General features: G+C 40.2%; 24 protein-coding genes. 16 read left to right on the top strand and 8 right to left on the bottom strand.

What is annotated here, in order from left to right; all coding sequences use genetic code 11:
* Positions 1-66: 66 nt before the first annotated feature.
* Positions 67-435, bottom strand: coding sequence for a GIY-YIG nuclease family protein (locus HZB59_08070; protein MBI5021375.1), 369 nt, complete (start codon positions 433-435; stop codon positions 67-69).
* A 121-nt stretch (positions 436-556) separates the two neighbouring features.
* Between HZB59_08070 and mutT the strand changes: the two genes are divergently transcribed.
* From mutT to HZB59_08045, 5 genes are all read left to right on the top strand, one after another.
* Positions 557-955 carry an 8-oxo-dGTP diphosphatase MutT gene (mutT, locus tag HZB59_08065; protein ID MBI5021374.1) on the top strand — a complete coding sequence of 133 codons (399 nt, stop codon included), beginning with the start codon at positions 557-559 and terminating at the stop codon, positions 953-955.
* A complete protein-coding gene (locus HZB59_08060; protein MBI5021373.1) occupies positions 952-1,590 on the top strand; it encodes an N-glycosylase/DNA lyase in 639 nt (212 codons plus the stop codon). The genes mutT and HZB59_08060 overlap by 4 nt, the downstream gene beginning before the upstream one ends.
* A gap of 65 nt (positions 1,591-1,655) precedes the next feature.
* Complete coding sequence (locus HZB59_08055; GenBank protein MBI5021372.1) at positions 1,656-2,798, top strand: saccharopine dehydrogenase NADP-binding domain-containing protein; 1,143 nt, start codon at positions 1,656-1,658, stop codon at positions 2,796-2,798.
* Between the two features lie 215 nt (positions 2,799-3,013).
* Entirely contained in the window at positions 3,014-3,511 is a 498-nt protein-coding gene (locus HZB59_08050) for a YajQ family cyclic di-GMP-binding protein (protein ID MBI5021371.1), read from the top strand.
* 7 nt (positions 3,512-3,518) lie between these two features.
* On the top strand, positions 3,519-5,078 hold the full coding sequence (locus HZB59_08045) for an N-acetylmuramoyl-L-alanine amidase (GenBank protein ID MBI5021370.1): 1,560 nt from the start codon (positions 3,519-3,521) through the stop codon (positions 5,076-5,078).
* Positions 5,079-5,108: 30 nt separating this feature from the next.
* Here the strand turns inward: HZB59_08045 and HZB59_08040 are convergent, their stop codons facing one another.
* Both HZB59_08040 and HZB59_08035 read right to left on the bottom strand, forming a co-directional pair.
* Positions 5,109-6,971: an Nramp family divalent metal transporter gene (locus HZB59_08040; GenBank protein ID MBI5021369.1), complete on the bottom strand. Its 1,863-nt coding sequence runs from the start codon at positions 6,969-6,971 to the stop codon at positions 5,109-5,111.
* 42 nt (positions 6,972-7,013) lie between these two features.
* Positions 7,014-8,285 (bottom strand): MFS transporter, encoded by a 1,272-nt coding sequence (locus tag HZB59_08035; GenBank protein ID MBI5021368.1) that lies wholly within the window; start codon positions 8,283-8,285, stop codon positions 7,014-7,016.
* Between the two features lie 213 nt (positions 8,286-8,498).
* On the opposite strand from HZB59_08035, the gene HZB59_08030 reads away from it, so the two are divergent.
* The 7 genes from HZB59_08030 (at position 8,499) to HZB59_08000 (ending at position 15,547) form a co-directional block, all read left to right on the top strand.
* Positions 8,499-9,539 (top strand): zinc-binding dehydrogenase, encoded by a 1,041-nt coding sequence (locus tag HZB59_08030; protein MBI5021367.1) that lies wholly within the window; start codon positions 8,499-8,501, stop codon positions 9,537-9,539.
* An 18-nt stretch (positions 9,540-9,557) separates the two neighbouring features.
* Positions 9,558-10,031: a bacterioferritin gene (bfr, locus tag HZB59_08025; GenBank protein ID MBI5021366.1), complete on the top strand. Its 474-nt coding sequence runs from the start codon at positions 9,558-9,560 to the stop codon at positions 10,029-10,031.
* Between the two features lie 10 nt (positions 10,032-10,041).
* Positions 10,042-10,392, top strand: a complete 351-nt coding sequence (locus HZB59_08020) for a VOC family protein (protein MBI5021365.1) — start codon at positions 10,042-10,044, stop codon at positions 10,390-10,392.
* 50 nt (positions 10,393-10,442) lie between these two features.
* Entirely contained in the window at positions 10,443-11,393 is a 951-nt protein-coding gene (locus HZB59_08015; protein MBI5021364.1) for a threonine/serine dehydratase, read from the top strand.
* Positions 11,394-11,533: 140 nt separating this feature from the next.
* Positions 11,534-13,327: an ABC transporter ATP-binding protein gene (locus tag HZB59_08010; GenBank protein MBI5021363.1), complete on the top strand. Its 1,794-nt coding sequence runs from the start codon at positions 11,534-11,536 to the stop codon at positions 13,325-13,327.
* Positions 13,328-13,373: 46 nt separating this feature from the next.
* Positions 13,374-13,730 carry a four helix bundle protein gene (locus HZB59_08005; protein ID MBI5021362.1) on the top strand — a complete coding sequence of 119 codons (357 nt, stop codon included), beginning with the start codon at positions 13,374-13,376 and terminating at the stop codon, positions 13,728-13,730.
* 38 nt (positions 13,731-13,768) lie between these two features.
* Entirely contained in the window at positions 13,769-15,547 is a 1,779-nt protein-coding gene (locus HZB59_08000; GenBank protein ID MBI5021361.1) for an ABC transporter ATP-binding protein, read from the top strand.
* 74 nt (positions 15,548-15,621) lie between these two features.
* Here the strand turns inward: HZB59_08000 and HZB59_07995 are convergent, their stop codons facing one another.
* A complete protein-coding gene (locus HZB59_07995; protein ID MBI5021360.1) occupies positions 15,622-16,899 on the bottom strand; it encodes a T9SS type A sorting domain-containing protein in 1,278 nt (425 codons plus the stop codon).
* A 492-nt stretch (positions 16,900-17,391) separates the two neighbouring features.
* Here HZB59_07995 and HZB59_07990 point away from each other — a divergent pair, with 492 nt between their 5' ends.
* Positions 17,392-18,849 carry a DUF4139 domain-containing protein gene (locus HZB59_07990; GenBank protein MBI5021359.1) on the top strand — a complete coding sequence of 486 codons (1,458 nt, stop codon included), beginning with the start codon at positions 17,392-17,394 and terminating at the stop codon, positions 18,847-18,849.
* 84 nt (positions 18,850-18,933) lie between these two features.
* On the opposite strand, the gene fbp is transcribed toward HZB59_07990, so the two are convergent.
* Entirely contained in the window at positions 18,934-19,944 is a 1,011-nt protein-coding gene (gene fbp / locus HZB59_07985) for a class 1 fructose-bisphosphatase (GenBank protein ID MBI5021358.1), read from the bottom strand.
* A 178-nt stretch (positions 19,945-20,122) separates the two neighbouring features.
* On the opposite strand from fbp, the gene HZB59_07980 reads away from it, so the two are divergent.
* From HZB59_07980 to HZB59_07970, 3 genes are all read left to right on the top strand, one after another.
* Positions 20,123-20,869 (top strand): electron transfer flavoprotein subunit beta/FixA family protein, encoded by a 747-nt coding sequence (locus HZB59_07980; protein ID MBI5021357.1) that lies wholly within the window; start codon positions 20,123-20,125, stop codon positions 20,867-20,869.
* Between the two features lie 68 nt (positions 20,870-20,937).
* The gene (locus HZB59_07975; GenBank protein ID MBI5021356.1) at positions 20,938-21,912 is read left to right on the top strand and encodes an electron transfer flavoprotein subunit alpha/FixB family protein; all 975 of its coding nucleotides are present in this window, start codon (positions 20,938-20,940) and stop codon (positions 21,910-21,912) included.
* 14 nt (positions 21,913-21,926) lie between these two features.
* On the top strand, positions 21,927-22,472 hold the full coding sequence (locus tag HZB59_07970) for a bifunctional nuclease family protein (protein ID MBI5021355.1): 546 nt from the start codon (positions 21,927-21,929) through the stop codon (positions 22,470-22,472).
* A gap of 103 nt (positions 22,473-22,575) precedes the next feature.
* Here the strand turns inward: HZB59_07970 and HZB59_07965 are convergent, their stop codons facing one another.
* Genes HZB59_07965 through HZB59_07955 form a run of 3 tightly spaced genes read right to left on the bottom strand, consistent with a single transcriptional unit; the run spans position 22,576 to position 25,678 of the window.
* Positions 22,576-23,304: an outer membrane beta-barrel protein gene (locus tag HZB59_07965; GenBank protein ID MBI5021354.1), complete on the bottom strand. Its 729-nt coding sequence runs from the start codon at positions 23,302-23,304 to the stop codon at positions 22,576-22,578.
* Positions 23,305-23,349: 45 nt separating this feature from the next.
* The gene (locus HZB59_07960; protein ID MBI5021353.1) at positions 23,350-23,787 is read right to left on the bottom strand and encodes an ATP-binding protein; all 438 of its coding nucleotides are present in this window, start codon (positions 23,785-23,787) and stop codon (positions 23,350-23,352) included.
* Positions 23,774-25,678, bottom strand: coding sequence for a hypothetical protein (locus HZB59_07955; GenBank protein MBI5021352.1), 1,905 nt, complete (start codon positions 25,676-25,678; stop codon positions 23,774-23,776). The genes HZB59_07960 and HZB59_07955 overlap by 14 nt, the downstream gene beginning before the upstream one ends.
* Positions 25,679-25,682 lie beyond the last annotated feature (4 nt).

Below are 25,682 nucleotides of genomic sequence, written 5' to 3'. Positions count from 1 at the left end.
AGATCTTTGATGTTGGATGTGGGTGGGAAAACAAAGAGGCTTCAGGCTTGATAATACATTGTTAAGTCAAGCCTGGCGGATTTTTGGTTCGTTATTATATCCGCGTTCTCCGAATGGTTGAAGCTTCTCGATCCAGATTTGCTCGAGCAATGTAAGTTCATCTGCAATACTGAAATCCGGATCGTCTTTTACTTTAACTACCTCAAGTATTTCAAAAACAAATTTATCTCCGCCAAATTCATTCCAATCTTTCTGTAACGCTTCATTACGATGACTCCCAATGGTAAGCATGAACTTGTGACTGTTTAACGGACCTTCAAGATTTAAACTGCTTCCTAAAAGAAATTTACCGTTAGCGGTATTCTTTACCTGAAATATTCCTGCCGGTTTTTTACGGTCTTTATATTCTCTTATAATATCTTGTCTTGTTTTCATTGTGTCGTTTTCATTTTTATGGGCATTGTATAAATATATTGATTGAGCGTGAAGAAACTTAACAATAATTTTTTATTTAATCAATCTTTGTATTTCCCTGCATGTTTGTGTATCTTTTTTTATGATTAAAGTGGCAGTTGGTATTATTATCAGAAATAACTCAGAGATACTTCTTTGTCAGCGCAAACCGCATATGCCTTATTCGCTTAAGTGGGAATTCCCCGGCGGAAAAGTCATCGCAGGCGAAACTATGGAAGAATGTTTATACCGAGAACTAAAAGAAGAATTAGGAATTGACGCGGTTGTCGGGCAATTGTATCACCGCCAAGAATATGCTTACAGCGATAGTGGAACGTTCAATCTCTTTTATTACATAGTAACATCATATTCAGGTGAGATCATTAATAATGTTTTTGAATCTTACGGGTGGGTTCCAATTTCCGAACTATCAGATTATGATATACTGGAGGGAAACAAAAACGTGATTGAAAAGTTAAGTCATATTAAGCATCCATCATGAAAAAAAATATTCCCCCTCTTAAACTATCGGAACTCAAATCGAATTATCGAAATCTGAAATCTGATATCCGAAAACGATTAAATGATTTTTCTGTTGTGCCGAAGTCGGAATATTTCTATGAGTTTGCCTATTGTTTGCTTACTCCACAGTCTAGCGCGGTAAACGCCGACAAGGTAATTTCACTTTTGAAGTCAAACAAATTCAAATCGAAAGATATCTATCCCGAGCCGATCCTGCGGAGAACAGATTGCTACATCCGTTTTCATAAAAATAAATCTAGATACTTAATTGCGGTTAAAGAACAATTCCCGGCAATCTCTACACAAATTTCGGAAAACAATTCGAGTGAAGAGTTACGATTGTGGTTAGTAAAGAATGTGAAAGGTTTGGGATGGAAAGAAGCGTCGCATTTTCTGCGAAATATCGGTCATCGTAATTTGGCGATACTTGACCGTCATATTCTCAGAAATCTTCTCAAACTTGGGGTTATTCATGAATTGCCCAAAACTTTGACGCCGAAGAATTATTTGCAAATCGAGGAAAAATTTCGGAAGTTTTCTAAACGGATCCATATTCCAATGGATGAATTGGATTTACTGTTTTGGTGCATGGAAACGGGACAAATACTTAAATAAAGGATGAATGATGAAGGACGAAGGATGAAATATAGAAACTCACCACTCACAACCAATAGATTTATATGAAAGCATTGGTGATTGGCGCGGGAATGATGGGAAGCGCGTTGGCTTATGACCTCGCTCATTCAAGCGGAGTCGAGAAAGTATATCTTGCCGATATCGATTTCGACAGAGCCGAGAGCGCGGCAAAAACAATTGGAGCAAATGTAACGCCGGTTAAGCTCGATGTAAATTCCCACGACGATGTTGTTTATGTAATGGAGCAAGTCGATGTTGTTTGCGGGGCGACATCTTACAACCATAACCTGTTGTTAACGAAAGCAGCTATTGAAACCGGAAAACATTTCTGCGATCTCGGCGGCAACATGGATGTTGTTTACAGACAAATGGACTTGCACGAGAAAGCAAAAGCAGCGGGGGTTTTGATAATTCCAAATTGTGGTCTCGCTCCCGGACTTGCCGCCATACTTGGCGCAGGCGGTGCGAAATATTTTGATGCGGTCGACGAAATTCATCTTCGTGTCGGCGGTTTGCCGCAACATCCCGTTCCTCCGTTAAACTACCAGATTGTTTTTTCTGTTGAAGGATTAATCAACGAATACCTTGAACCGGCGGAAGTGATTCGGAATGGTAAACCACAAAAAGTTTCTTCAATGGATGATCTGGAGGAGATTGAATTTCCGCAGCCATTTGGCAAAGTCCAGGCATTTAACACTTCGGGCGGTATTTCTACTTTAACAAACATGTTCAACGGTAAAGTTAAAACGCTCGATTATAAAACAATCAGGTATAAAGGACATTGCGAAAAGTTTAAAACCTTGCTTGATCTTGGCTTCGCAAGTTCCGAGCCGCTGATGGTTGGTAACTCGGTAAAAACTGCGCGGGAATTATTTCAGGAATTATTGAAGAAGAAACTTCCATCAAGCGGACATGATTTAATTTTGATGCGTGTCTGGATACAAGGAACAAAGAACAAAGAACAAAGAACATTAACATATGAAATGATCGATTACTTCGATGAGAAAACGAAAATTTCCTCGATGATGCGCACAACTTCGTTCCCGACATCAATTATTGCTCAGATGATCGTCAATGGAACAATCAAAGATCGTGGTGTTTTGCCACCGGAACAATGTGTGCCCGTTCAACCTTTAATAGAAGAATTAAAGAAACGAAATATAATAATTAAAGAGAGTCTAAAATAGACGGCATTTAACCAATGACCAAAAACTAATAACTAACAACCAAAATGAAACATCCATTATCCGTTATCATCATAACAAAAAATAAAAATACCGGGCAGGAAATTCACAACCGGTTCGATGCTTTGACAAGTTTTCCGAGATTGAAATTGATTTCGATTTTATTAAAATCGTTTTTTTCAATCTGATATTATTCTTATTTTTTGAAAGACTTAACCATGGCCGACACAAGATCGTTCGATATTGTTTCAAAAGTAGATATGCAGGAAGTGGATAACGCAATCAATCAGGCAAAGAAAGAGATCATCCAGCGTTACGATTTCAAAGGATCAAAATCATCTATTGAGCTGAATCAAAAAGAGCACGATATTACTCTTATTTCCGACGACGACTTTAGAATGAAGGCGGTGGTTGATATTCTCCAGTCAAAATTTGTGAAGCGAAGCATTCCTTTGAAGGCGTTGACTTACAGTCAGGTTGAGCCGACGGCAGGCGGTTTGGTTAAACAAACGATTAAACTGCAAAACGGCATCGATAAAGATAACGCCCGGTTGATCGTCAAGATGATCAAGGAAACAAAACTTAAGGTACAGTCGCAGATAATGGACGATCAGGTGCGTGTAAGCGGAAAGAGTAAAGATGATTTGCAGTCGATAATGAGCATGCTTTGGCAGGCAGATTTAAAATTTGCAATTCAGTTTGTAAATTACAGATAACGATAAAATGTTGAATAAAATTATATTATCGATTTTTGTTTTTATAGCCATAGCATCGGCACAGAATTCTGTTCCGATAGAATACATCCAAAACAAATCTCGTAATACTCAAATCGGCTCATTCATCAAAAATGATATCACATACGGGTCGCTGAACGATCTAGGTTATGTGTTAAATCTGCGGATTTACACAAATCAGAATTCAAAAAAGTTAGAACTAAGAAACAATGAAATAACAATACGTGTAACCGCCGGAAATTCATTCGTGGTGATTGTAGACAATAAAGAAAACGCCAATCTTCACCAGCTTCCGGTGAATATTATTTTTGCCGCTGGATCTTTTTTTGCACCTTTAGAATATTTTATTCCTCTTTTAAAAATTGCCATCTCTGAAGAAATTGCGTTTCAAAAAAATAAAATCATAATCGGCGAGCAGGTACAAAAATCATATTTCGATATTACGGGAATTCAATTTGAGGAAAAATCTAACGGGCTGCTCATTAGAATCGAGAATAAAATCAAACCAAGCGACTATGAATGCTGGCCCAAACAAATTGGTAACGATACATGGCTTTACATCACCATTGCGAATGTAAAAGCCGATATAAATAAAATCAAGAATATCGTAACATCCGGAATCGTAAAACAAATTTTGGCGTTTCAGTATCCGACATCCGTTCAAATAACGATCAGATTAAAGGGACAGATAAATAGTGCCGAGCCGATGGTAGCTGAAAACGGAACAGACATACTGATTGCGATTCAAACTCTCTCAACCGAACAGGCAGATGCGCGTTTGGCGAGGAATTATGAACGTGAACTTCAACGCGAGCGCGAGAAATGGAAATTAGACGTTGTTGTGATAGATGCGGGGCACGGCGGAGACGATCCCGGAGCCATAAGCAGAGGCGGAACGCGGGAAAAAGATATCACGCTTCCAATTGCTTTAAAGCTGGGCGCTTTGATTGAAAAAAATCTTCCCGGTGTTGATGTTGTTTATACCAGAAAAACGGATACATTCGTGGAATTGTACCGTCGCGGACAGATTGCGAATCAAACCGGCGGAAAGTTGTTTATTAGCATTCACTGCAATTCGATGCCCCGAAAGAAAAGTACGGAAACGGGATTTGAGATTTATCTTCTCAGACCGGGCAAAACGGAAAATGCTCTCCGTATTGCAGAAAAAGAAAATGAGGTTGTGAAATTAGAGCAAGGATATGAAAAACGGTACCAGCGATTAACGGAGGAAAATTATATCCTTCTGACGATGGCGCAAAGTGCATACGTAAAATACAGTGAGCAATTTGCCGAAATTCTTACAGAGGAAATGGGGAAACACCTCGATTTGCCGAACAACGGAGTGAAGCAAGCTGGGTTTTACGTTTTGGTTGGCGCATCGATGCCGAATGTTCTTGTAGAAACTGGATATCTTTCCAATAAGCATGATGAAAAAATATTGAAGAGCGCAAAAGGACAGCAGCGCTTAGGCGAGGCAATATTCAACGGAGTGAAACGTTTCAAGGATAATTACGAGAAAACATTAAGCGAAGGAAGAGCAAGCGAGTAGCAGCGTAGTTGCCAGCGATAAGCGTGAGCTCTAAACTACCAAAACCGGTATCTTCAATTCGTGTCTGACTTTGGGAACGGTTGTTCCGAAGATTAAATCTTTCAAACCGCTGTGGCGGTGACCGCCCATAATGAGTAAATCGATTTGTGTTTCGTTCGCAAGCTTGACGAGTTGTTTAGGAACGTTACCGAATCCAAGATGAGTGTGAACTTCAAAACCGAATGTTCTCAGTTGTTCTGAAATATTTTCAATATGTTCTTTGTCGCTTCGCGCTTCATCGTCAAATGCTTCTTTCCCAAAAAGTTGTCCACTTACTCCTTCAACAACATGGAAAAGATAAATAGCGGCGTTATGATGCTGCGCAATAGATTGCGCGTGAGAGAGCACCGTTTCTTCCATTCCTCCGAAATCTAAAGCAACGCCAATTTTATTGTATGTTTGATGTGAAAGTGAAAGCGATGGAATTGGCATGGCAACCTCTCTCCTTTTTCTCCATAATTTCGGAAACGTTATATACAAAAGTAAACCGGCACAGCCGATAATAATGGGTATGACCGTAATCCAAATCCAAATCGCATTACTTCCCGCCGTTTCAATCCATCCCGATAAAACACCATAGACCAACCGCGCATTAAGTGCTATAATGACTACCGCCGCGGTCCAGGCAAGAATTAAAACCCATTTCTTGTTTGCGAATTGTTTCATCTTTACTTTATCGCTTGTAAAATGAATCAGCGGAACAACGGCGAACGGAAGTTGTAAACTCAGAATAACCTGACTGAGAATAAGAAGTCCGTACGATCCCTCATCACCTTTAACTGTTAGCACAATTACAGCCGGAACAATTGCAAGTATCCGTGTAATAAGCCGGCGGATTACAGGACGCATTTTGAATTGCAAAAATCCTTCCATTACAATTTGTCCCGCGAGTGTACCGGTAAGTGTTGAGCTTTGTCCGGCAGAAAGAAGAGCAAGCGCAAAAAGGGTACTGGCAATTGTTGTTCCGAGCAACGGTGTAAGCAAATGATGGGCTTGCTGGATTTCTGTTACAACAATTCCGTTTTTGTAGAAAACCGAAGCGGCAACAATAAGAATTGCAGCATTCACAAAGAACGCGGCATTGAGCGCGATTGATGTATCGAGTAGATTCCACCGGCATGCCTGCTTTTTACATTCATCGGTTTCGCATACGGCGCGCGTTTGAACGAGCGCAGAATGAAGATATAAATTATGCGGCATCACTGTTGCACCCAGTATTCCGATTGCGACATATAAACTCTCTGAAGTCAAGTGGGGAACAAACCCTTTAGCAACTTCTCCCCACACCGGCTCTGCTAAAAATATTTCAATACCGAAACACAATCCGATAGTTGAAATCAGCATAACAATAAACGCTTCAACTTTTCTGATTCCGAAATTTTGAATGACAAGAAATAAAATAGTGTCAAATCCGGTGATGATAACACCATACAGGAGCGGAACATTCAATAAGAGATTCAAACCGATAGCCGTGCCAAGAACTTCGGCAAGATCGCAGGCGGCAATCGCGATCTCGCACAACACCCATAAGATGAAAGCGACCGGTTTCGGATAATTCTCGCGGCACGCCTGCGCAAGATCTCTTCCTGTAACAATTCCTAATCTGGCCGAAAGTGTTTGCAATAAAACGGCAATCAGATTCGACATCAGCAAAACCCATATCAAAGAGTAACCAAACCGTGCGCCGCCTTCAAGATCGGTTGCCCAATTACCCGGATCCATGTATCCCACGCTTACCAGATATGCGGGACCGATGAATGCTAAGAAACGTTTAAGTGTTCCTGCATTTTTCGGGATTGAAACCGAGCGATGAACCTCAGAGAGTGATTCAGACTTCTGGTTTTTATTATTCATACAATAATAACATCTGAAACGTTCAATGAGTTCGTGAATTGTTTACGCTTGTTTTGCTTCCTGCACGGTTACAACTTTATTATATATTGCCATCAAGACAGTTGCGAGCACGCCGATTCCGATGAGTCCAACCCATACAAGGTTCATGTTGCCGGATGCTTTTGAGTTTTGATATAACCAACCGCCGATGGGGTCGCCAACGAAGCGGGCAATTGCGATCGGCAGAAATGCATAACCCTGAAACAATCCTTGTTGTCCCGGAGGAGCGATTTCGGAAATATATTCGTAATATCGCGGCGCCTGTATCATCTCTCCGATCGAGAAAGCAACAATCCCTGCCGCAATTGTCGGAATACTCGGAAAAATACCTATTATAATCCACATCAAACTCGACATGGCAAATCCAACGAGCAGCGCTTTTCTTGTGGGAAGATTTTTTGTGAATCGGTTGACCGGAATCTGCAACAATATAATTGCACCCGCGCCGGCCCACGATTGTATAATTTCGTATGGAGCGGTCGCGCTGATGAAATCGGTTATGTAGTACGGGATGATGATAAATTCCTGCCAGAAGATAATCCAATAAAGAGAGTATATTAAAAGTAAAATCATAAATTTAAAATTGGCGAGCACCACAAAGAGATTGGCAAATTTTTTACCAAGCGATTCTACCACTTCTGTTTTTTTACTCTTGACCTCTTTGTACAAGATCATATTGACAAACATCATCGCCAAACAACTTACCGCGGAAACCATATAAACAAATTCATTTCCAAAACTATCTCTGACGAAATAAGCAATTGTAGGTCCAATCATGGCGCCGGCATTCACGAGCCAATAATAAACCGCATACCCTAAAGACTTGGTTTCTTCTGTTGAAGTTACCGCAACAGTTCCAAGAACCGAAGGTTTTATAAATGAACCGCCGAACGCAGTAAAGACAATAAATATAGTTACCAACCAATAATGATCGAATCCGCTGTATACACCGGCGAAAGCGCTCATGCCAACAGAGCCGATTAAAAAATATCCGAGTGCTAAAATCGAAAAGGCAACATTAAAAGCCCTACGAAATCCCCACTTATCTGCCAACGTTCCGCCTAAAATCGGCAGCAGATAAATCAATCCGCCGAAAAGTCCCGAAAGCTGTCCGGCTTGTGCTTCCGTGAAGCCGAGCTGGTTTCGCATGTAAATCATAAAAACGATTTGCTGACCGTAATAAGCAAGCCGCTCGAACAACTCCATTCCATTCGCTACCCAAAATGTCGGGTGAAAACCTTCTCGGAGTTGAGTCAAACTCTTTTTTAAATCCATGAACTCTCCTGTTGATTCTTGAGAATGTTGATAATACTATATTATTTATGAAATTAGCGAAATGAGAAGTTAGATGCAAACTATCAGATAAGAGCTTAGAGCAGAGGGTAGAGAGCACTAAGTGGTAGGTATGAGCAGCAAACCCGATAAGATTGAAGATGAGATTCCTTTTCGTTATCTTTCAAAGTGAAAGTTTCAATCGAAAGAAAGATTATGAAAGCGATACGTTTCCACAAGTTTGGCGATGCAGATGTTTTGAAATTGGAAGAAGCACCAAAACCATTAATTGGATCTAACGATGTCCTTCTTCAAATGAAAGCAGCCGCGTTAAATCACCTTGATCTCTTTGTGCGAAGCGGTGACAGAGAAAAAAGTATACCTCTTCCTCACATCCCCGGGTCAGACGGCGCCGGGATCATTGCGGAAGTTGGAAGCTCGGTTGACTTTCTGAAGGTTGGAGACAAAGTATTAATTTCTCCCGGAATTTCATGCGGCCATTGCGATATGTGTTTAGGTGGATCGGATAATTTATGCAGAACATATCATGTGCTCGGCACAAAAGAAGATGGAACATATTCCGAGTTTATAAAACTTCCCGCGACAAATGTTCTTCCGATTCCGGACGATTTAGATTTCAACCAAGCCGCAGCGATACCGTTAGTATTTTTGACTGCGTGGCATATGCTCGTTGGTTTGACAAAAATTAAACCGGGAGATACGGTACTTATTCATGCGGCAGGAAGCGGCGTTGGTTCGGCGGGGATTCAAATTGCGAAACTTTTTGGTGCGCATGTAATAACAACTGCCGGCACAGAAGATAAATTGATCAAAGCCAAAGAACTTGGCGCCGATGAAATAATCAATTATAAAGAAAAAGATTTTGCAGAAGAAATTAAGAAGCTAACGGGTAAGCGAGGTGTTGATATCGTATTCGAACATACGGGCGGAGAAATTTTCGAAAAGAGTATTCCGGTTCTCGCCAAAGGAGGTAAACTTGTTACCTGCGGCTCGACCGATAATTATCTTGCAAAAGTTGATATCCGTTACGTTTTTGCAAAACATTTATCGATCTTTGGCTCATTTATGGGAACGAAACGCGAAATGATAGAGGTTTTGAAATTCTTCAGAAATAACAATGGAAATAATCGGCTTAAACCTGTTATTGACTCTGATTTTCCACTAGAGAAAGCGTCCGAGGCACACAAAAGAATGGAAGATCGAAATATTTTTGGGAAAATAGTTTTATCAATTTAATAATAAAGGAGAATCATCATGAAGGGAAACACAAAAATAATAAACATGCTCAACGACAGACTTGCCGATGAGTTAACAGCTATCAATCAATACATAGTACATTCAGAAATGTGTGCAAACTGGGGTTACGAAAAATTGCATCACACAATCGAGAAGCGCGCTATCGAAGAAATGAAGCACGCCGAAAAACTTATTGCCCGAATTTTATTCTTAGAAGGCACACCTGTTGTAAGTAAGCCTAATAAAATGTCAATAGGCGCGGATGTTGGACAACAATTTAAAAGCGATTGGAATGCCGAAAGTGGCGCTATCAAAGATTACAACAACGATATCAAGCTCGCGGTTTCTTTGGGCGATAATGGCACACGCGAAATGCTGGAAGCCATCTTGGTTGACGAAGAAAATCACATCGACTGGTTAGAAGCACAACTCGATCAAATTAAGCAGATAGGAATTCAGAATTACTTATCACAACAAATTGAGAAAGCATAAAGGAAATATCATGAATCATATCGGACATATAGAAATACCCACAACGAACTTTGAAATCGCTAAGACATTTTTTGGTTACGTATTCGGTTGGACATTTCAAGACGTACCAAAAATTGAATATGTTCTTTTCAAAGCAGGCATGAAACCGAACGGCGGGTTTTTTAAAGTTAAGAAAATGCCAAAAACAAATCAGGTTAATGTTTATGTCGAGGTTAAAGAGATTAACGCAATTCTGAAAAGAGTTGAAAAAGCCGGTGGAACCGTAATAATTAAGAAATCAAAAGTTCAAAACATGGGCTGGTTCGCAATGTTTACCACGCCGGACGGATGCCATCTTTGTTTGTGGCAACGAAAGGTCTGACTCTTTTTGAAAGCCCGTGTTTTCTATCAAATATATTGTTAAATGGATAAATGATAAATTTCTCCGACATTGAATCAGCTTACAGGATTCTTAAACCGGTGGTTCACAAAACCCCACTTCTCTCTTCGCGTAAGTTCAACGAGATGGTCGGCAACGAGGTTTATTTCAAAGCGGAAAATTTTCAGCGTATCGGTGCGTTTAAGTTTCGTGGTGCATACAATAAAATTGCCTTACTAACCGATGCGGAGCAAAGAAGAGGTGTAATAGCTCATTCATCCGGAAATCATGGGCAGGGAGTCGCGCTGGCTTCTAAATTATTCGGCATCAAAGCCGTAATTGTTATGCCCCACAACTCGGTGAAAAGTAAAGTTGAGGCCACAAAAAATTATGGTGCTGAGATAGTGTTTTGTGGATTATCCACTGATGACCGTGAAAAAATGACACAGGAGTACATCGACAAGTTCGGTTACACGCTCATCCATCCTTATGATGATGAGAGGTTGATTGCCGGACAGGGGACGGTTGGATTAGAAATCTTTCAGGACGTGAAAGAGCTTGATTATCTTTTTGTTCCTATAGGAGGTGGAGGATTGATATCCGGCTGCTCGATTGCAGCAAAACATTTCTGTCCGGGAATTAAAGTAATCGGCGTTGAAACCGAAGGAGCCAACGATTGTTACCAATCTTTCCGTGCTAAGAAACTAATCAAACTTCCATCTGTTAATACTATTGCGGATGGAATGAGAACGCTTTCAGTCGGTAAACACAACTTCGAAATCATAATGAAGTATGTTGATGATGTTATCACGATCAAAGACGAAGACATTTACCCGATGATGAAATTCTATCTTGAACGGATGAAAATTCTCGTCGAGCCAACAGGAGCCGTAGCTCCGGCGGCTGTTATGAAGAATCTATCCGGGTTGCATAAAAAGAAGATCGCTGCGGTGATCAGCGGTGGTAACGTTGACGCTGAATTTATCAAACAAGTGTTATTGTAAATTGTTATCGCATTCGGTTTCTAAGATGAGCCGGTTGAAACCCGTTTCAAGAATTTAATGTTATAGTTTCGTATCTTGTAAAGTGCGACTCACGTCTAACTACTGCCTCTGTTTGAACGTGAGTCGCACATCAGAACTATATGAAATCATTACTCCGATTACTTCCATATCTTAAAAAATACAAACGCACTTTACTGTGGGGACTCCTCACGGTAGTGATGAGCAACGTCTTTACCGTTTTTCAGCCACAGATCGTAGGGAACGCGATCGATAAATTGAAGATCGGTATTGAAACCAAGAACATCGATGGAATGGGAATTCTTTTATACGCCGTTGCATTGGTAGCTCTAAATCTTATTGCCGGAATTTTCACATACCTTACTCGTCAAACAATAATCGTAGTCTCACGCCATATCGAGTTCGATCTGCGGAACGATTTCCTAAAACATATCCAGAAACTTTCGCTGTCATATTATCAGAATACACCAACGGGCGACTTAATGGCGCATGCCACAAACGATATCGGCTCGGTGCGTAATGTTGTCGGTCCCGGCATCATGTATCCGAGTGACACGTTTATGACGCTCTCAATGGTTCTTATCATGATGTTCCTAACCAACTGGCAGCTAACTTTATACGCTCTAATTCCGATGCCGCTTGTTTCGTTTGCGGTTTACAAATTGGGGAAACAAATCCATAAAAAATTTGAAGAACGTCAGGAACAATTCTCGCTCCTCACAACCCGTGCGCAGGAAAATTTATCCGGCATACGCATAGTGAAAGCATATGATCGGGAAGCGTATGAAATTGACCGGTTCAAAAAACTGAGCTTCGAATATCTCAAGAAGAATCTTGTGCTGGCAAAAATTCAATCGATACTCTGGCCCCTCATGTTTTTACTCGTCGGCTCTTCGTTGGTTATTATTGTTTATGTCGGCGGTTTGAAAGTCATCAACGGTGAAATGTCAATTGGCACTCTCACCGCATTTTTCGGATACCTTACGCTTCTGATTTGGCCCATGATTGCATTCGGCTGGGTTACAAATCTTCTCCAGCAGGGTGCCGCTTCGATGGGAAGATTGATTAAGATTATGGATGCGGAACCAGAGATTCAGGATTCAAACCGCACAGATTATTCAGTGAAAGAAATTCAAGGGAACATTGAATTCAAGAACATCTTTTTTACGCATAAAAACTCCGAAACACCCGTTCTAAAAAACATCAACCTTAAAATCCCCGGCGGTTCTACAGTGGCAATAGTCGGACATACCGGCTCCGGTAAATCGACACTCATAAATCTTATCCCGCGGTTATATGATGTGACAGCAGGTGATCTTCTAATCGACGGAATCAGCATTAAAAAAATCCCGCTTGAAGTTCTCAGGTCAAATATAGGTTATGTTCAGCAGGAAACGTTTCTTTTCTCTGATACATTGAAAGAAAATATATCGTATGGGATTTTAGAAGATGAAGTAGATAAGGATGGAAAATGGAGTAATGGATTAATGGAGAATATTTTTAATGCAGCAGAGGTATCTCAAATAGCTAAGGATGTAAAAGATTTTCCAAACGGATTTGAAACAATGCTTGGTGAACGCGGAATCACTCTCTCAGGCGGACAAAAACAGCGCGCCAGCATTGCCCGCGCAGTTATGCGTAATCCGAAAATATTAATTCTTGATGACGCACTATCCGCGGTAGATACTTATACTGAAGAGGAAATTCTCAAGCGTCTTCGCACTGTCATGAAGGACCGCACAAGTATTATTATCAGCCACCGTATATCAACAGTGAAGGATGCGGATTTGATTATTGTGCTGAACAACGGAGAAATCGTAGAACGCGGAAATCACGAAGAACTTGTTGCAGTCGGAGGAATATATGCCGATCTGTATGAAAAGCAGTTGTTGGAAGAAGAACTTGATAAACTTTAATCAATGCAAAATTTAAAATGCGAAATTAAAAAATATTGGAGGGATTATGTATCAGGATATTGTTGAAAGAACTTTTAATTTTGGAGTTAAAATAGTAAACCTAACTTCGAAACTTCCACAATCAAGAGAAGGATACGTACTTGGCAAACAATTGCTTCGATCTGGAACTTCTATCGGCGCCAACGTTGAAGAAGCCGAATCTGGATATACTAAAGATGTTTTTACTTATAAAATGAATATTGCACTTAGCGAAGCCAGAGAAACTCATTATTGGTTGAGGATGATTGATGCAATAAAATTTATCGAACAATTTTCTCTAAATGAAATGATCTCTGAAGCTGATGAGATTAAAAGAATTCTCGGCGCTATTGTTAGCAAAGCTCGTAATAAATCTAAAAGGTAACCTTTTTGCATTTTGCTTTTTTCATTTTGAATTGATCTATGGTTGACGAAGAAATCCTCGGTAAGGCATACGATACCCGCTTGATGAAGCGGCTGATAAAGTATTTGAAGCCGTATAAATGGCATGTTGTGCTTGGAATTTTCTTGAGCGTAATCGTTTCGGGAATGGAAGCGGTGCGCCCGTGGTTCACCAAATATGCCGTAGATACAAATATTGCCAACAATGATAAACAGGGTTTGCTCATTACGGCTGTCGCGTTTCTCGGGTTGCTGATTTTCAGGGGGATGGTGCAATATGCAAGCGCATATCTTACACAATGGATCGGACAAAAAACAATTTATGATCTAAGGATGCAGATATTTACGCACCTCCAGAATCTCAGTATTAAATATTTCGACAGCAATCCTATTGGACGGCTGATAACACGCGTAACAAACGACGTTGAAGTGTTGAATGAAATGTTTTCGTCCGGCATTGTTATGGTATTCAGCGATGTCTTTACGATTATCGGAATTCTCTGGTTTATGTTTTCGATGAGCTGGGAGCTTGCATTATTATCTCTCAGTGTTTTGCCGCTGTTGTTTTACGGCACGTTTCTTTTCAGGAAAAAAGCGCGTGAGGCATATCGCGAAGTGCGTTTACAAATCGCACGCATCAATACTTTTATGCAGGAACATATAACAGGCATGATAGTCGATCAGATATTCAACCGTGAAAAAAAATCACACGAAAAGTTTTCGGGTATAAACGCCTCTCATCGCGATGCAAATATTAAATCTATCTTCTATTATGCGCTGTTCTATCCGGGCGTCGATCTTATCGGCGCAATTGCCATCGGACTTATCATCTGGTACGCTGGAATAGATGCGTTGAAAGGATCCCTTACGATTGGAACCGTGATTGCGTTTTTCCAGTTCAATGAAATGTTCTGGCGACCCATACGCGATCTATCTGAAAAATATAACATCATGCAAACCGCCATGGCATCATCGGAGCGGATATTCAAACTTCTCGATGATCGGTCGGTAATTCCGAATCCCGTATCGCCGGTATCGCTTGAAAAAGTGCGTGGTGAAATTGAATTCCGGAACGTCTGGTTTGCTTATATTGGCGAGGACTGGGTTTTAAAAAATGTTTCTTTTAAAATCAATCCGGGTGAAACTGCCGCTTTCGTTGGTCATACTGGCGCTGGTAAAACCAGCATTATTAATCTGATTTGCAGGTTTTATGAATTCCAGCGGGGAGAAATTCTTATTGACGGCACGGATATACGCGCTATAAATAAAGAGGATCTCAGAAAACAAATGGCTATTGTTTTGCAGGATGTTTTTCTTTTTTCGGGAGACATCAAATCAAACATCAATTTAGGCAACGATGATATTTCCATGGATCGGATAAAAGCTGCGGCGAGGGTTGTTGGTGCGAACAGATTCATAGAAAAAATGCCGAACCAGTATGATGAAGAAGTAAAAGAACGCGGCGCAACATTATCGGTCGGACAAAAACAATTGATTTCATTTGCCCGCGCGCTTGCTGTTCATCCTAAAATTTTAATACTCGATGAGGCAACATCGAGCATCGACACTGAAACCGAAATACTTATTCAGCAGGCGATTAAAAAATTATTGCAGGGGAGAACGTCGATTGTAATAGCGCACAGGTTATCGACCATACAGCGGGCGAATAAAATAATAGTGATGCATAAAGGTGAAATCCGCGAGATGGGAACACATCAGGAGCTTTTAGCGATGGAGGGAATTTATTATAAACTGTACAAGCTGCAGTATAAAGAGCAGGAAGGCAAAACTATAAAATAAAAAGCGGGACATTTTCAACAATCATCCCGCCCTTCATTTTTGATAAAAAATATAATTACTGATATTGTTCAAAACTATTTAACTAATAACATTTTCTTGACATCGGAGAAACCTTTTCCTGAGTTTGACGAAGGGGAACCGGATTGGAATCGATAATAATAGACCCCGTTCGGAAGATTGCTTGCATCCAATTCAACTGATTTATGTCCGGCAGTTTCATATTTGTCTACAAGTGTTTTTATCTCTTCACCAAGAATATTAAATACTTTTATTGTTACCAAACAATCGTTGGGTAATTGGTATCGAATGGTTGTTGATGGATTAAATGGATTCGGATAATTTTGTTCTAAATAATAGTATTTCGGCTGATTGATTGAAATGGTCTCTACAGAAACAACCATTTCGGCAATTGAAAGTTTCCAGACGCTACCTCCATTCCCAACAGGAACATAAGGATCATAATTGCTAGAAAAGAGGTGCTTACCATTTATAAAAATTGTCTGCACATACGGATTCCCTAATCCGGAATTGATGGAATTCCAGCTTGTTCCGTTATTAGTAGAAAGAAATACACCACCGCCATAAAGCCCTACAAAAAGATTAGTATCGCCATTGGCAAGAGTACACGGATAACTGTCATAAGTAATTGGTAAGCCTAGGCTAACAGAAATCCAGTTTTTACCATAGTTTGTAGATTTGTAAACACCATTATTAGTTGCAGTAAAGATAATTGTGTCTTTCGCTGCAAAATTATAAATATAATAAGAGTTTAGTCCGGAATCGGCTCTGGTCCAATTTAAACCATAATCAGATGATAGAAAAACTCCTCCGGAATCACCACCGAAATAAACTGGTGCAAAAATTATTGAATCTATTGAGAAGAGTGATTTTACGGACCAAGAACCCAAACCAACATTTTGCCAGCTTACTCCATTATTAGTAGAAATATAAACACCATTATAACTTCCAGCAAAAAGGCATGAGCCCATAGTGGCAAGAGAAGAAACAATATAAGGCAAGCCTGAATTTGCGGGGTTCCAATTTTCGCCATTGTTAGTTGATATAAAAACTCCAGATCCAGTCCCCGCGAAAAGGTTATCGCCACTTACGCAGAGTGAAAATACATCTTTATTTGTCAAACCGTTATTCACTTCGAACCAATTTGTGCCCTCGTCATTTGAAAGATAAACACCGCCAGAACCCCCAGCGAAGAGATTCGATCCGATGGACGTAAAACAACGAATATAAATATTTGTAGGGAAATTTGTATTAATCCATTGGGCTATCATTATCTGGGGAGAAAGAATTGAAAAAACTAAAAAGAAAATAAATGATATTGATTTATTTAGCATAGAAATTAAACCTCAAAATTTATACATGTGCATTGATGCCTAACTATTAATTAAACTATCGTTCGGCTAATGAAAGAACACATAAATTTCTTGTTAATGTAGCAAAAATATATTCATTGTCAAATCGGGTTTGCAGGGCTAATATCCTGATCTGAATGACAAACTATTATTTTGAGACTTCTGAATTATTCTTTTTTGTCATGTTGAGCGTAGCGAAACATCTCGATTCTAAAGGCTTGGGACCCTTCACTTTGTTCAGGGTGACAGTTGGAGAGATTTTTCAGAAGTCTCATTTCGTTACTTCTCATACCATACAACCGAGGCGATAATTTTAACAAGTGGATAATTAGCCGAAACATTCTTAACTTATCATACTCAACCCCCAGCCCCATTCTCTTTTAAAAGAGAAGGGGGATTAAGAGGATTGAGTTTTATAATGCAAATAAACGAAACAGTAGTTTGAATCGTCTTATTATAAGAAAGGGAATTATTATGAAAAAAATATTATTCTTATCTCTGCTAATCTGCGTTGCGTTGAGCAACGTGTACGTGCATGCCCAGTTGAAGCAATCAACCGCAACTGAACGCACATCTGTTGATCTCACTATTTACAATCAAAATCTTTCGCTTATCCGAGAAGAAAGAAAAATAACTATCCCCGCAGATATTAGCCGTGTAATCATTCCCGACATTCCTGCAACAATTGATGGAACATCGCTTCACTTTTCAAGTCTTACAAATCCAACGGCTGTAAGAGTTCTTGAGCAAAACTATCAGTACGATCTTGTCAATCAGGCGAAGCTGATGGAAAAATATATCGGCAAAGATGTAGAGTTCGTCCGCTTGAACGAAGAAACAAAAAAAGAATACACGGTGAAAGCTAAATTAATTTCATCGAGTTTCAGCGGCGGCTTAGTTGCGGAAATAAACGGCAAGATTGAAATCAATCCTGCGGGCCGGCTGGTTTTGCCATCGTTACCCGAAGGATTAATTCTGAAACCACAGCTCGAATGGCTTGTTGAGAATGAAAAAGCAGGTGAACATAAAACCGAAATAAGTTATCTTGCAGGACAACTATCCTGGAATGCAAATTATGTCGCGATCTTAAATAAAGATGACAATAAATTGGATCTGACCGGCTGGGTAACGCTTACGAATAATTCAGGGACATCTTTTAAAAATGCCGGACTTAAACTTGTTGCCGGTGATGTAAATATTGTGCGTCAGGAATTTGATAGAGTGCGACCCATGATGGATTTCGCGGCAAAAGCGGCAGAACCACAATTCAAACAAACCGATTTATTCGAGTTCAAACTTTACTCATTACAGCGCCGCACTGATGTCAATGACAACGAAACCAAACAAATTGAATTGATTTCAGGGAAAAATGTTCCCGCTAAAAAGGTTTTTATATATGATGGGCTTTCAGATCAGTGGCGCTATTGGTACAACAATTATTCATACAGAGACCAGGGAAGTTTTGGACAGCAATCGAATCAGAAGGTCGGAGTTTTTGTTACTTTCAAGAACGAAGAGAAATCGGGTCTCGGCATCGCATTGCCAAAAGGGAAAATCCGTGTTTATAAAAAAGATGATGACGGCAAAGAACAATTTATCGGCGAGGATATGATCGATCATACGCCGAAAGATGAAGAGCTTCGCCTATACCTCGGAAATGCTTTCGATATAGTTGGCGAGCGGGCACAGAAAGATTTTAGAACCATCAGTAAAAGAGTTGTAGAAGAAACTATCGAGATAAAAGTCCGCAACCACAAAACAGAACCCGTTGAAGTTATGGTATACGAACACCCGTGGCGGTGGAGTCAGTGGGAAATCACTAAAAACTCTTCGAATTTTGAAAAGATGGATCAGTCAACAATCAAATTTCCCGTTAAGATTGGTAAGGATGAAGAGAAAGTTATAACTTACACGATAAGGTATTCGTGGTAATAATCTCCCGATATCAGTTTTCCGATGTCAGATGTTCGTTTGAATAACCTATGAATATCCGACATCGGACATCTAATATCAAATCTACCTTTTCCCCTGCAAAAACTCTTCACATAAATTAACATCTTCAACGCTTCCCAAAAACACAGGTGTATGCTGGTGGAGCGCTGTCGGCTGAACTTCAAGTATGCGCTTCTTCCCGTCTATAGCTCTGCCGCCTGCCTGTTCTATTATATACGCCATTGGATTACACTCGTAACATAAACGTAATTTACCATCCGGATTTTTTTTATCACCCGGATAGGCAAAGATACCGCCATACATAAGGGTTCGGTGAGCGTCGCCAACCATTGTTCCGATGTATCGCAATGAGTATGGTCTGCCGGTAGTTTTATCATCTTCGGTTATATACTGAATATAATTTTGTAAACCTTTGTCCCAGTTGCGGTAGTTGCCTTCGTTCATGCTGTAGATTTTTCCTTTTTGAGGAATGACAATTTTTTCATTCGAAAGAATAAACTCACCAACGCTGGGATCGAGAGTGAAACCGTGCACACCGCGTCCGGTAGAATAAACAAATACGGTGCTCGATCCATAAATAATATATCCGGCGGCAACTTGTTTCAATCCCTGCTGCAGACAATCTTCCAACTTACCCTTGCCGCCAGGAGAAACTCTTTTGTAAATGCTGAAGATCGAACCTATTGTAATATTAGCATCGATGTTTGATGATCCATCGAGCGGGTCGTAAAGTAAAACATAACCACCCGATTTATATTCTTCAGGGATTTGCAGAATGTCTTCATTCTCTTCAGATGCCATAACGCAAAGATGACCGCTGAAATCCATCGCGCGGTAAATTGTTTCATCGGCAAACTCATCAAGTTTTTTCACACTGTCACCGCTTGCGTTTGTGCGGCCGGTTGATCCAAGAATATTCACGAGCCCCGCCTTGCTTACTTCGCGCCATACAAGTTTGGCGGCAACCGAAAGATCATGAAGAAGTTCAGAAAATTCACCCGTTGCCGACGGGTACAGGTGTTCCTGCTCGTGAATGAAGCGTTCCAATGTCATTAATTTTTTTGTACTACTCATCTTTATTCCCCGTGAAGTGATATTGTGGATTATGCAGTATCATGAATTTACCAAAAAGCAATCTTACATGCAATTCGCATTTTTGCCTTTTTATAGGATACTATTTATATTGAATCCAAGTTAAGTTTATTTTGAGGCGAGCCCTCTTAACACTATATTTAAACAGCGAAGAAAATTTATGAAGTGCATAGTTTGCGTAAATCATGTTCCTGATACAGAAGCCAAGATTAAAGTTGGCGCTGATGGAAAGTATATTGATAAAACAGGCATAAACCATATTCTTAATCCGTACGACGAGTTTGCGACAGAAGCAATTCTTCAACTCAAAGAAAAAAACGGCGGAGAGACGATAGCGATTACGCTTGGCGGAGATTCGCACAAAGAAACTCTTCGCAAAGCTCTCGCGATGGGTGTTGATAAAGCCGTGCTTTTAAAAGATGATTCAGTCAGAGATTCTTTATCTGTGGCAAAAGCTCTTGCGGAAGAATTGAAAAAACATTCTCCCGATTTTATACTTTTCGGAAAACAATCAATAGATTATTATAACGAGCAAATTCCCGGAATGGTAGCCGCGTTCCTCGGTGTTCCGTCCGTGACTTCCGTCGTAAAATTGACGGTTGAAGATAAAAAAGTTACATGTCACCGCGAAATTGAGGGCGGGCAAGAAGTTGTTGAAACAACTTATCCGGTTGTCATTTCTGCGCAGAAAGGTTTGAACGAACCGCGTTATCCGTCGTTAAAGGGGATCATGGCATCAAAAACAAAACCGATTACAGAAGTTCAGCCGATAGCCGTAGCGCCCGCAGTTGAAACAATTACTATGATTAAACCTCAATCAAAACAATCAGGTAAGATTGTCGGTGCCGACGCGACAGCGGTACCGGAACTTGTGCGATTACTTCACGAGGAAGCGAAAGTCATATAATAAACAAGAAACATGAGATGTATACAAACAATTTTTTTTAAATTTTATATTTTAATTTTTACTTGATTATGAAAATACTTGCATTTGCGGAACAACGCGACGGAAAATTTAAAAAATCTGCATTCGAAGTAACTCAAGCAGCGGCAGGCGTAGCCACAAAATTGAATGCCGAATTAATAACTGTGGTTGTTGGAAATTCTCTTGATGGAATATTGTCAGACCTTGGAAAATACGGGGCGAATAAAATTATTGCGATTCAGGATGCACGCCTCGATCGTTATTCAACAACGGCATACGCTAAAGTTATTGGTGAAATTGCGCAAAAAGAAGGTGCGGCAATTATATTTTTCTCTGCCACTCAGATGGGGAAAGATGTTGCGCCACGCGTCGCGGCAAAATTAAATGCCGGTCTCGCATCCGATTGTATTGCGATTAGAATTGAAGGATCTGAGGTAATCGCTACAAGACCGGTTTATGCGGGTAAAACGCTCATCGAGGTAAAAATAAATTCACCCGTCAAGATTTTTGCTCTTCGGTCAAACGTTTTTACCGCAACACCAAAAGATGGTGCGCAGGTTATAGTGGAGAACGTAAAACCGGAACTGACAGATGCTGATTTTGCATCCAAAGTAATTGATGTAAAAGTAGCAGAGGGCAGACCCGATGTTACCGAGGCGAATATTGTCGTATCGGGCGGCCGCGGCATGAAAGGTCCGGAACATTTTCAATTGATCGAAAAACTTGCAGATATTCTCGGCGGAGCAGTTGGCGCATCGAGAGCCGTTGTAGATGCCGGCTGGCGTACGCATGATGAACAGGTAGGGCAGACCGGTAAAACAGTTTCACCCACATTATATATTGCATGTGGAATATCAGGGGCAATTCAGCACATAGCAGGAATGTCTTCATCGAAATTTATTGTCGCCATCAATAAAGATAAGGATGCGCCGATATTTCAATTAGCAGATTATGGAATAGCCGGGGATTTATTTGAGATTCTTCCCCCTTTGACGGAAGAATTTAAAAAACTCCTCGGAAAATAATAAGGTAATTAATAGTGGAAAGAATTCAAGTCGATATAATGGGATTATCAACGAGTCCGGCAAGCGGCGGGGCATACGCCCTCATTTTGAAAGAAGTCAGCGGTAATCGCCGACTTCCAATCATCATTGGCGCATTTGAAGCGCAGTCAATTGCTCTTGAAATCGAAGGTATAAAACCTCCGCGTCCACTCACTCACGATTTGATGAAAAATATTATTGAAACTCTCGGTTCTGAGTTGATAGAAATTACTATCGGTGAATTGCGTGAAGGAACATTTTACGCCACTCTAAGTTTCGACGGACAAGATATAGATGCGCGCCCCAGCGATGCAATAGCTCTTGCGGTTCGTTTTGGCGTTCCAATTTTTGTTTCGGATAAAGTGATGGAAGAAGCTTCGTTCCTGCCTGAAAGCGAAGAGCATGAACCCGAAAAAACCCCACCCGAAAACCGGTTAACCCGGCTTGAAGCACTTAAAGCACAACTTAATGAAGCTGTTGAACGCGAAGATTACGAGCGCGCCGCCCAACTCCGCGACCAGATAAAAAAATTAGATCTGTAGTTTTACTGCACAACTCTTCATTTAATTTTTATAAACAAAAGCCATCTCGATTTATCGGGATGGCTTTTTTATTCTTAATAAAAATAAATTTTACTTAAATTTTTTAAAGATTAATAAGCAGGCCAATATTTATTCCAACATGTCCGAAAGGAATGCGCGGAGTTGTTGATGTGTTCTGTTCATTTTCGTTCCAACTGTCTTTAAATTGTATGGTTACTGTATTTCCGCTCGGCATGTTTGTATACTTTTCTTCCGACGGACCCCACGAAATGTTTGAAAATGCAAGTTCTCCGTAAACACTAAACCGATTCTGTAACGGTAACTGTATTCCGATTCCACCGCCAAATCCGACTGCGATATTGCCGGTAAATTCAGATTTATCATTATCGTACCCGGATTCTTCAACTTTCAATGATGGAAATGCGATGATGGCGTTGATACGGGCATACGGTTCGACACCGGAGATAGAAGATGAAACAATAATTCCCGGCATGAAAGAAAACATTGATCCGCTATAAGTGGTGGTTAATGATCCCGACGAATTAACATCCTTCTCTTCAATAGAGCCGCCTGTTGTATAAGAGATGCCAAGCTCTCCTTTAAAATTTTGATTGATCGTTGCCCCTAAAGCGGCTACAAAATTAAATCCTTTCCCGAACGATCCATAAACTCCTTCATATTGATGAACGGCAGTTATTGAGTTTGTTGATGTACCGAGTTGTCCCGATCCTAGACTTAATCCATATCCTATTCCACCTCGAACGTATACCTGGGCGGAAACGAAAACCGGAATAAGAAGGATCATAACTCCTATAATAGCAAAGTATTTCATAAAACATCCGTTTAATATTTAACATCAGATTTATAAATGTTTTGTTTAGATTTTCATTGTCATAATCACCGATGATCCTGTTTTTGATTTCTTAAAAACAATTTTTTCCATCAGCGATTTCATTAAAAATATTCCCCGCCCGTTTTCGCGCAGTATATTTTCTTGCGATAGCGGGTCCGGTATCGTGTCGGGATTTATTCCCTTTCCCTGGTCCTTCACAGTTATTGTCAATATAGAATTTTTCAATGTACATGTAAGCTTAACTTTTTTCCGTGGGTCGCGCTTGTTGCCGTGAATAATACCGTTATTCACAGCTTCGGTGGCAGCAACAAGGAGTTTGTTGAAACGCATTTCATCTAGATTCAATTTATTATTTATTTTCTCAAGGAAATGTTCAACTTTTATTATTTCTTTCGGCTCGCTTTTTAGAACCAATGCTTGTTTGAACAATTTAACTGTAGTTTTCTTTTTAGATTTTAACATTTAACGCCATTACCAAAGTTGCATACCCGCGATTCGATTGATTTGTTTGCGATTGACGTTCATACCAGCCGTAAACCGAAAAATCAGCGTTGCCGGTAGATATTTCAATTTTTGTTGTCGGTCCTACGCTCCGGAGATCATTTTCGACAAAGCGCGACTTTCCGGAAAAACCGAACTGTAATTGATTAAAATAACGAATACCTACAGAAAAAAGCAAACCTTGCGAAGGAATATATGACAACGATCCTAAATATGTTTTTTCTTCGAAGTAATTTATCGGTCTCTCAGAAAACGCATTCCATTTTAATTCGCCGCGCTCATAAAGACGGATATGGCTCAACCAATCCATTCGCAGCTTGTTTGTCAATGATATTGATGAAGAGTCAACAAACGCAAACTGACGAAAAACATAGCTATGCACTTGAGAAGTGAATCTCTCAAAATCATAAACCGTGTAATTTGCAACTACTTCAAAAGTGTTTACGGTGCGAAAAATATTCAATGGTTGATATTCAACCGACGGAGATAAGCGAATTATTCTGTTCCAGGAATTATCCGCGCTGCGCGAGGCAAAGAGATAAACAAGATGCCCTATGTTCAAATCGGCATCAACCTTCATAAATAAAACTGTGCCGAACCGATGTCGGGTAGATAAATTGAAAAGATAAAGTTGCTCGTCGCGATCATCATCGTTCTCACGGCTTGGGGTGTCGTAACGAAGTAAATGAGTAGAACCTGAAATATTTAACGTATCTGAATCGGAAATTACCCATGATATAGCACCTGCAATACCGCTTCGCCTTGCCTGATTGTTTCTTCGTTCTTCCTGACGTTTGATATTACTTTCCGAATCAGTTTCATGTTTTTCATCTTTCTCGTGATACGAAAACGAAATTGATGAGTTTATTCGTCGATGTATTTCAAACATTGCTCGAACTCCCCCTTCAATCCGCAGATTGCTTATTGTTGTACCGGGAATAGTTGTTCCACTTGATAATCGCGTGATTTCTCGTGATGCTATTCCCCCGTATAGAGACCAAGAGAACTTATTGCTCACTGTATATCGCAATGAATCGTTGATTTCGAATAAATTATCGGAACGAGTTTCAACATTAAAAAAGTTCGGTAAATTATTGCCCGATGTGGAATCGGCATGAAAATAAAAATCACGTCTCACTCGATAATACGACAGTGAAAGATAATTTCTCGTTTGTTCGAAGTATGATTTCTCTATGCGAACAGTCGCATTATACGATTCCATTACACGCGGATCGATCTTATCGTATTGAAATTTTCCACGTGTGTTTATCAAATATCCTGAATAGATTGAAGGGTATAACGAGAAACCCAACAGGTACGATAGTCCGTGATCTTGCTGGTCGAACTGTATGTCGAACCGCGTCCCCAGCGATGGTTCAACGGTCATATTATCAAAAGGCCTATATGTTGCCGACGCGTAAATAGCGTGCGATGACGCCTTACTGATACTACCACCGATACTTTTATTATCCGACAAAATAAAGGAATTGCACTCGATGCCGAAATCAACATTCTCAGAAATATTATACATCAACCTCAAATCGAGATTCTGATTATCGGTGATCAACTTTGGTTCGGTGCGGATCAATGTTGAACGGAACTGTTCATTAAATCGAACCGATACCGGTCCGAACTTGCGGTTTAAAAACGCCGCTCCGTTCCAATGATAAGTGTTAAAAGATTTATCGAATACAATAGAAGCAAGGTTCCCCCGAAGAGAATCGGGATTGAGTGCAACGATTTTTCCCCCTATATTTTCTTGTTGTGCCGCCGATGATTGATGAAAAATAACGATTGAAAGAATCAGCAAAAGACAACGTTGTCGGTGAACATCTTTTAGATAACGATTCATTCGA

The sequence above is a fragment of the Ignavibacteriales bacterium genome (assembly GCA_016214905.1).
Taxonomy (GTDB): Bacteria; Bacteroidota; Ignavibacteria; order UBA10030; family SZUA-254; genus PNNN01.
This window is presented reverse-complemented; position numbering and strand designations above follow the sequence as displayed.

Coding starts and splice junctions, on each gene's coding strand:
- HZB59_08070 (MBI5021375.1), bottom strand. CDS start 435: ATGAAAACAAGACAAGATATTATAAGAGAATATAAAGACCGTAAAAAA.
- mutT (MBI5021374.1), top strand. CDS start 557: ATGATTAAAGTGGCAGTTGGTATTATTATCAGAAATAACTCAGAGATA.
- HZB59_08060 (MBI5021373.1), top strand. CDS start 952: ATGAAAAAAAATATTCCCCCTCTTAAACTATCGGAACTCAAATCGAAT.
- HZB59_08055 (MBI5021372.1), top strand. CDS start 1,656: ATGAAAGCATTGGTGATTGGCGCGGGAATGATGGGAAGCGCGTTGGCT.
- HZB59_08050 (MBI5021371.1), top strand. CDS start 3,014: ATGGCCGACACAAGATCGTTCGATATTGTTTCAAAAGTAGATATGCAG.
- HZB59_08045 (MBI5021370.1), top strand. CDS start 3,519: ATGTTGAATAAAATTATATTATCGATTTTTGTTTTTATAGCCATAGCA.
- HZB59_08040 (MBI5021369.1), bottom strand. CDS start 6,971: ATGAATAATAAAAACCAGAAGTCTGAATCACTCTCTGAGGTTCATCGC.
- HZB59_08035 (MBI5021368.1), bottom strand. CDS start 8,285: ATGGATTTAAAAAAGAGTTTGACTCAACTCCGAGAAGGTTTTCACCCG.
- HZB59_08030 (MBI5021367.1), top strand. CDS start 8,499: ATGAAAGCGATACGTTTCCACAAGTTTGGCGATGCAGATGTTTTGAAA.
- bfr (MBI5021366.1), top strand. CDS start 9,558: ATGAAGGGAAACACAAAAATAATAAACATGCTCAACGACAGACTTGCC.
- HZB59_08020 (MBI5021365.1), top strand. CDS start 10,042: ATGAATCATATCGGACATATAGAAATACCCACAACGAACTTTGAAATC.
- HZB59_08015 (MBI5021364.1), top strand. CDS start 10,443: ATGATAAATTTCTCCGACATTGAATCAGCTTACAGGATTCTTAAACCG.
- HZB59_08010 (MBI5021363.1), top strand. CDS start 11,534: ATGAAATCATTACTCCGATTACTTCCATATCTTAAAAAATACAAACGC.
- HZB59_08005 (MBI5021362.1), top strand. CDS start 13,374: ATGTATCAGGATATTGTTGAAAGAACTTTTAATTTTGGAGTTAAAATA.
- HZB59_08000 (MBI5021361.1), top strand. CDS start 13,769: ATGGTTGACGAAGAAATCCTCGGTAAGGCATACGATACCCGCTTGATG.
- HZB59_07995 (MBI5021360.1), bottom strand. CDS start 16,899: ATGCTAAATAAATCAATATCATTTATTTTCTTTTTAGTTTTTTCAATT.
- HZB59_07990 (MBI5021359.1), top strand. CDS start 17,392: ATGAAAAAAATATTATTCTTATCTCTGCTAATCTGCGTTGCGTTGAGC.
- fbp (MBI5021358.1), bottom strand. CDS start 19,944: ATGAGTAGTACAAAAAAATTAATGACATTGGAACGCTTCATTCACGAG.
- HZB59_07980 (MBI5021357.1), top strand. CDS start 20,123: ATGAAGTGCATAGTTTGCGTAAATCATGTTCCTGATACAGAAGCCAAG.
- HZB59_07975 (MBI5021356.1), top strand. CDS start 20,938: ATGAAAATACTTGCATTTGCGGAACAACGCGACGGAAAATTTAAAAAA.
- HZB59_07965 (MBI5021354.1), bottom strand. CDS start 23,304: ATGAAATACTTTGCTATTATAGGAGTTATGATCCTTCTTATTCCGGTT.
- HZB59_07960 (MBI5021353.1), bottom strand. CDS start 23,787: ATGTTAAAATCTAAAAAGAAAACTACAGTTAAATTGTTCAAACAAGCA.
- HZB59_07955 (MBI5021352.1), bottom strand. CDS start 25,678: ATGAATCGTTATCTAAAAGATGTTCACCGACAACGTTGTCTTTTGCTG.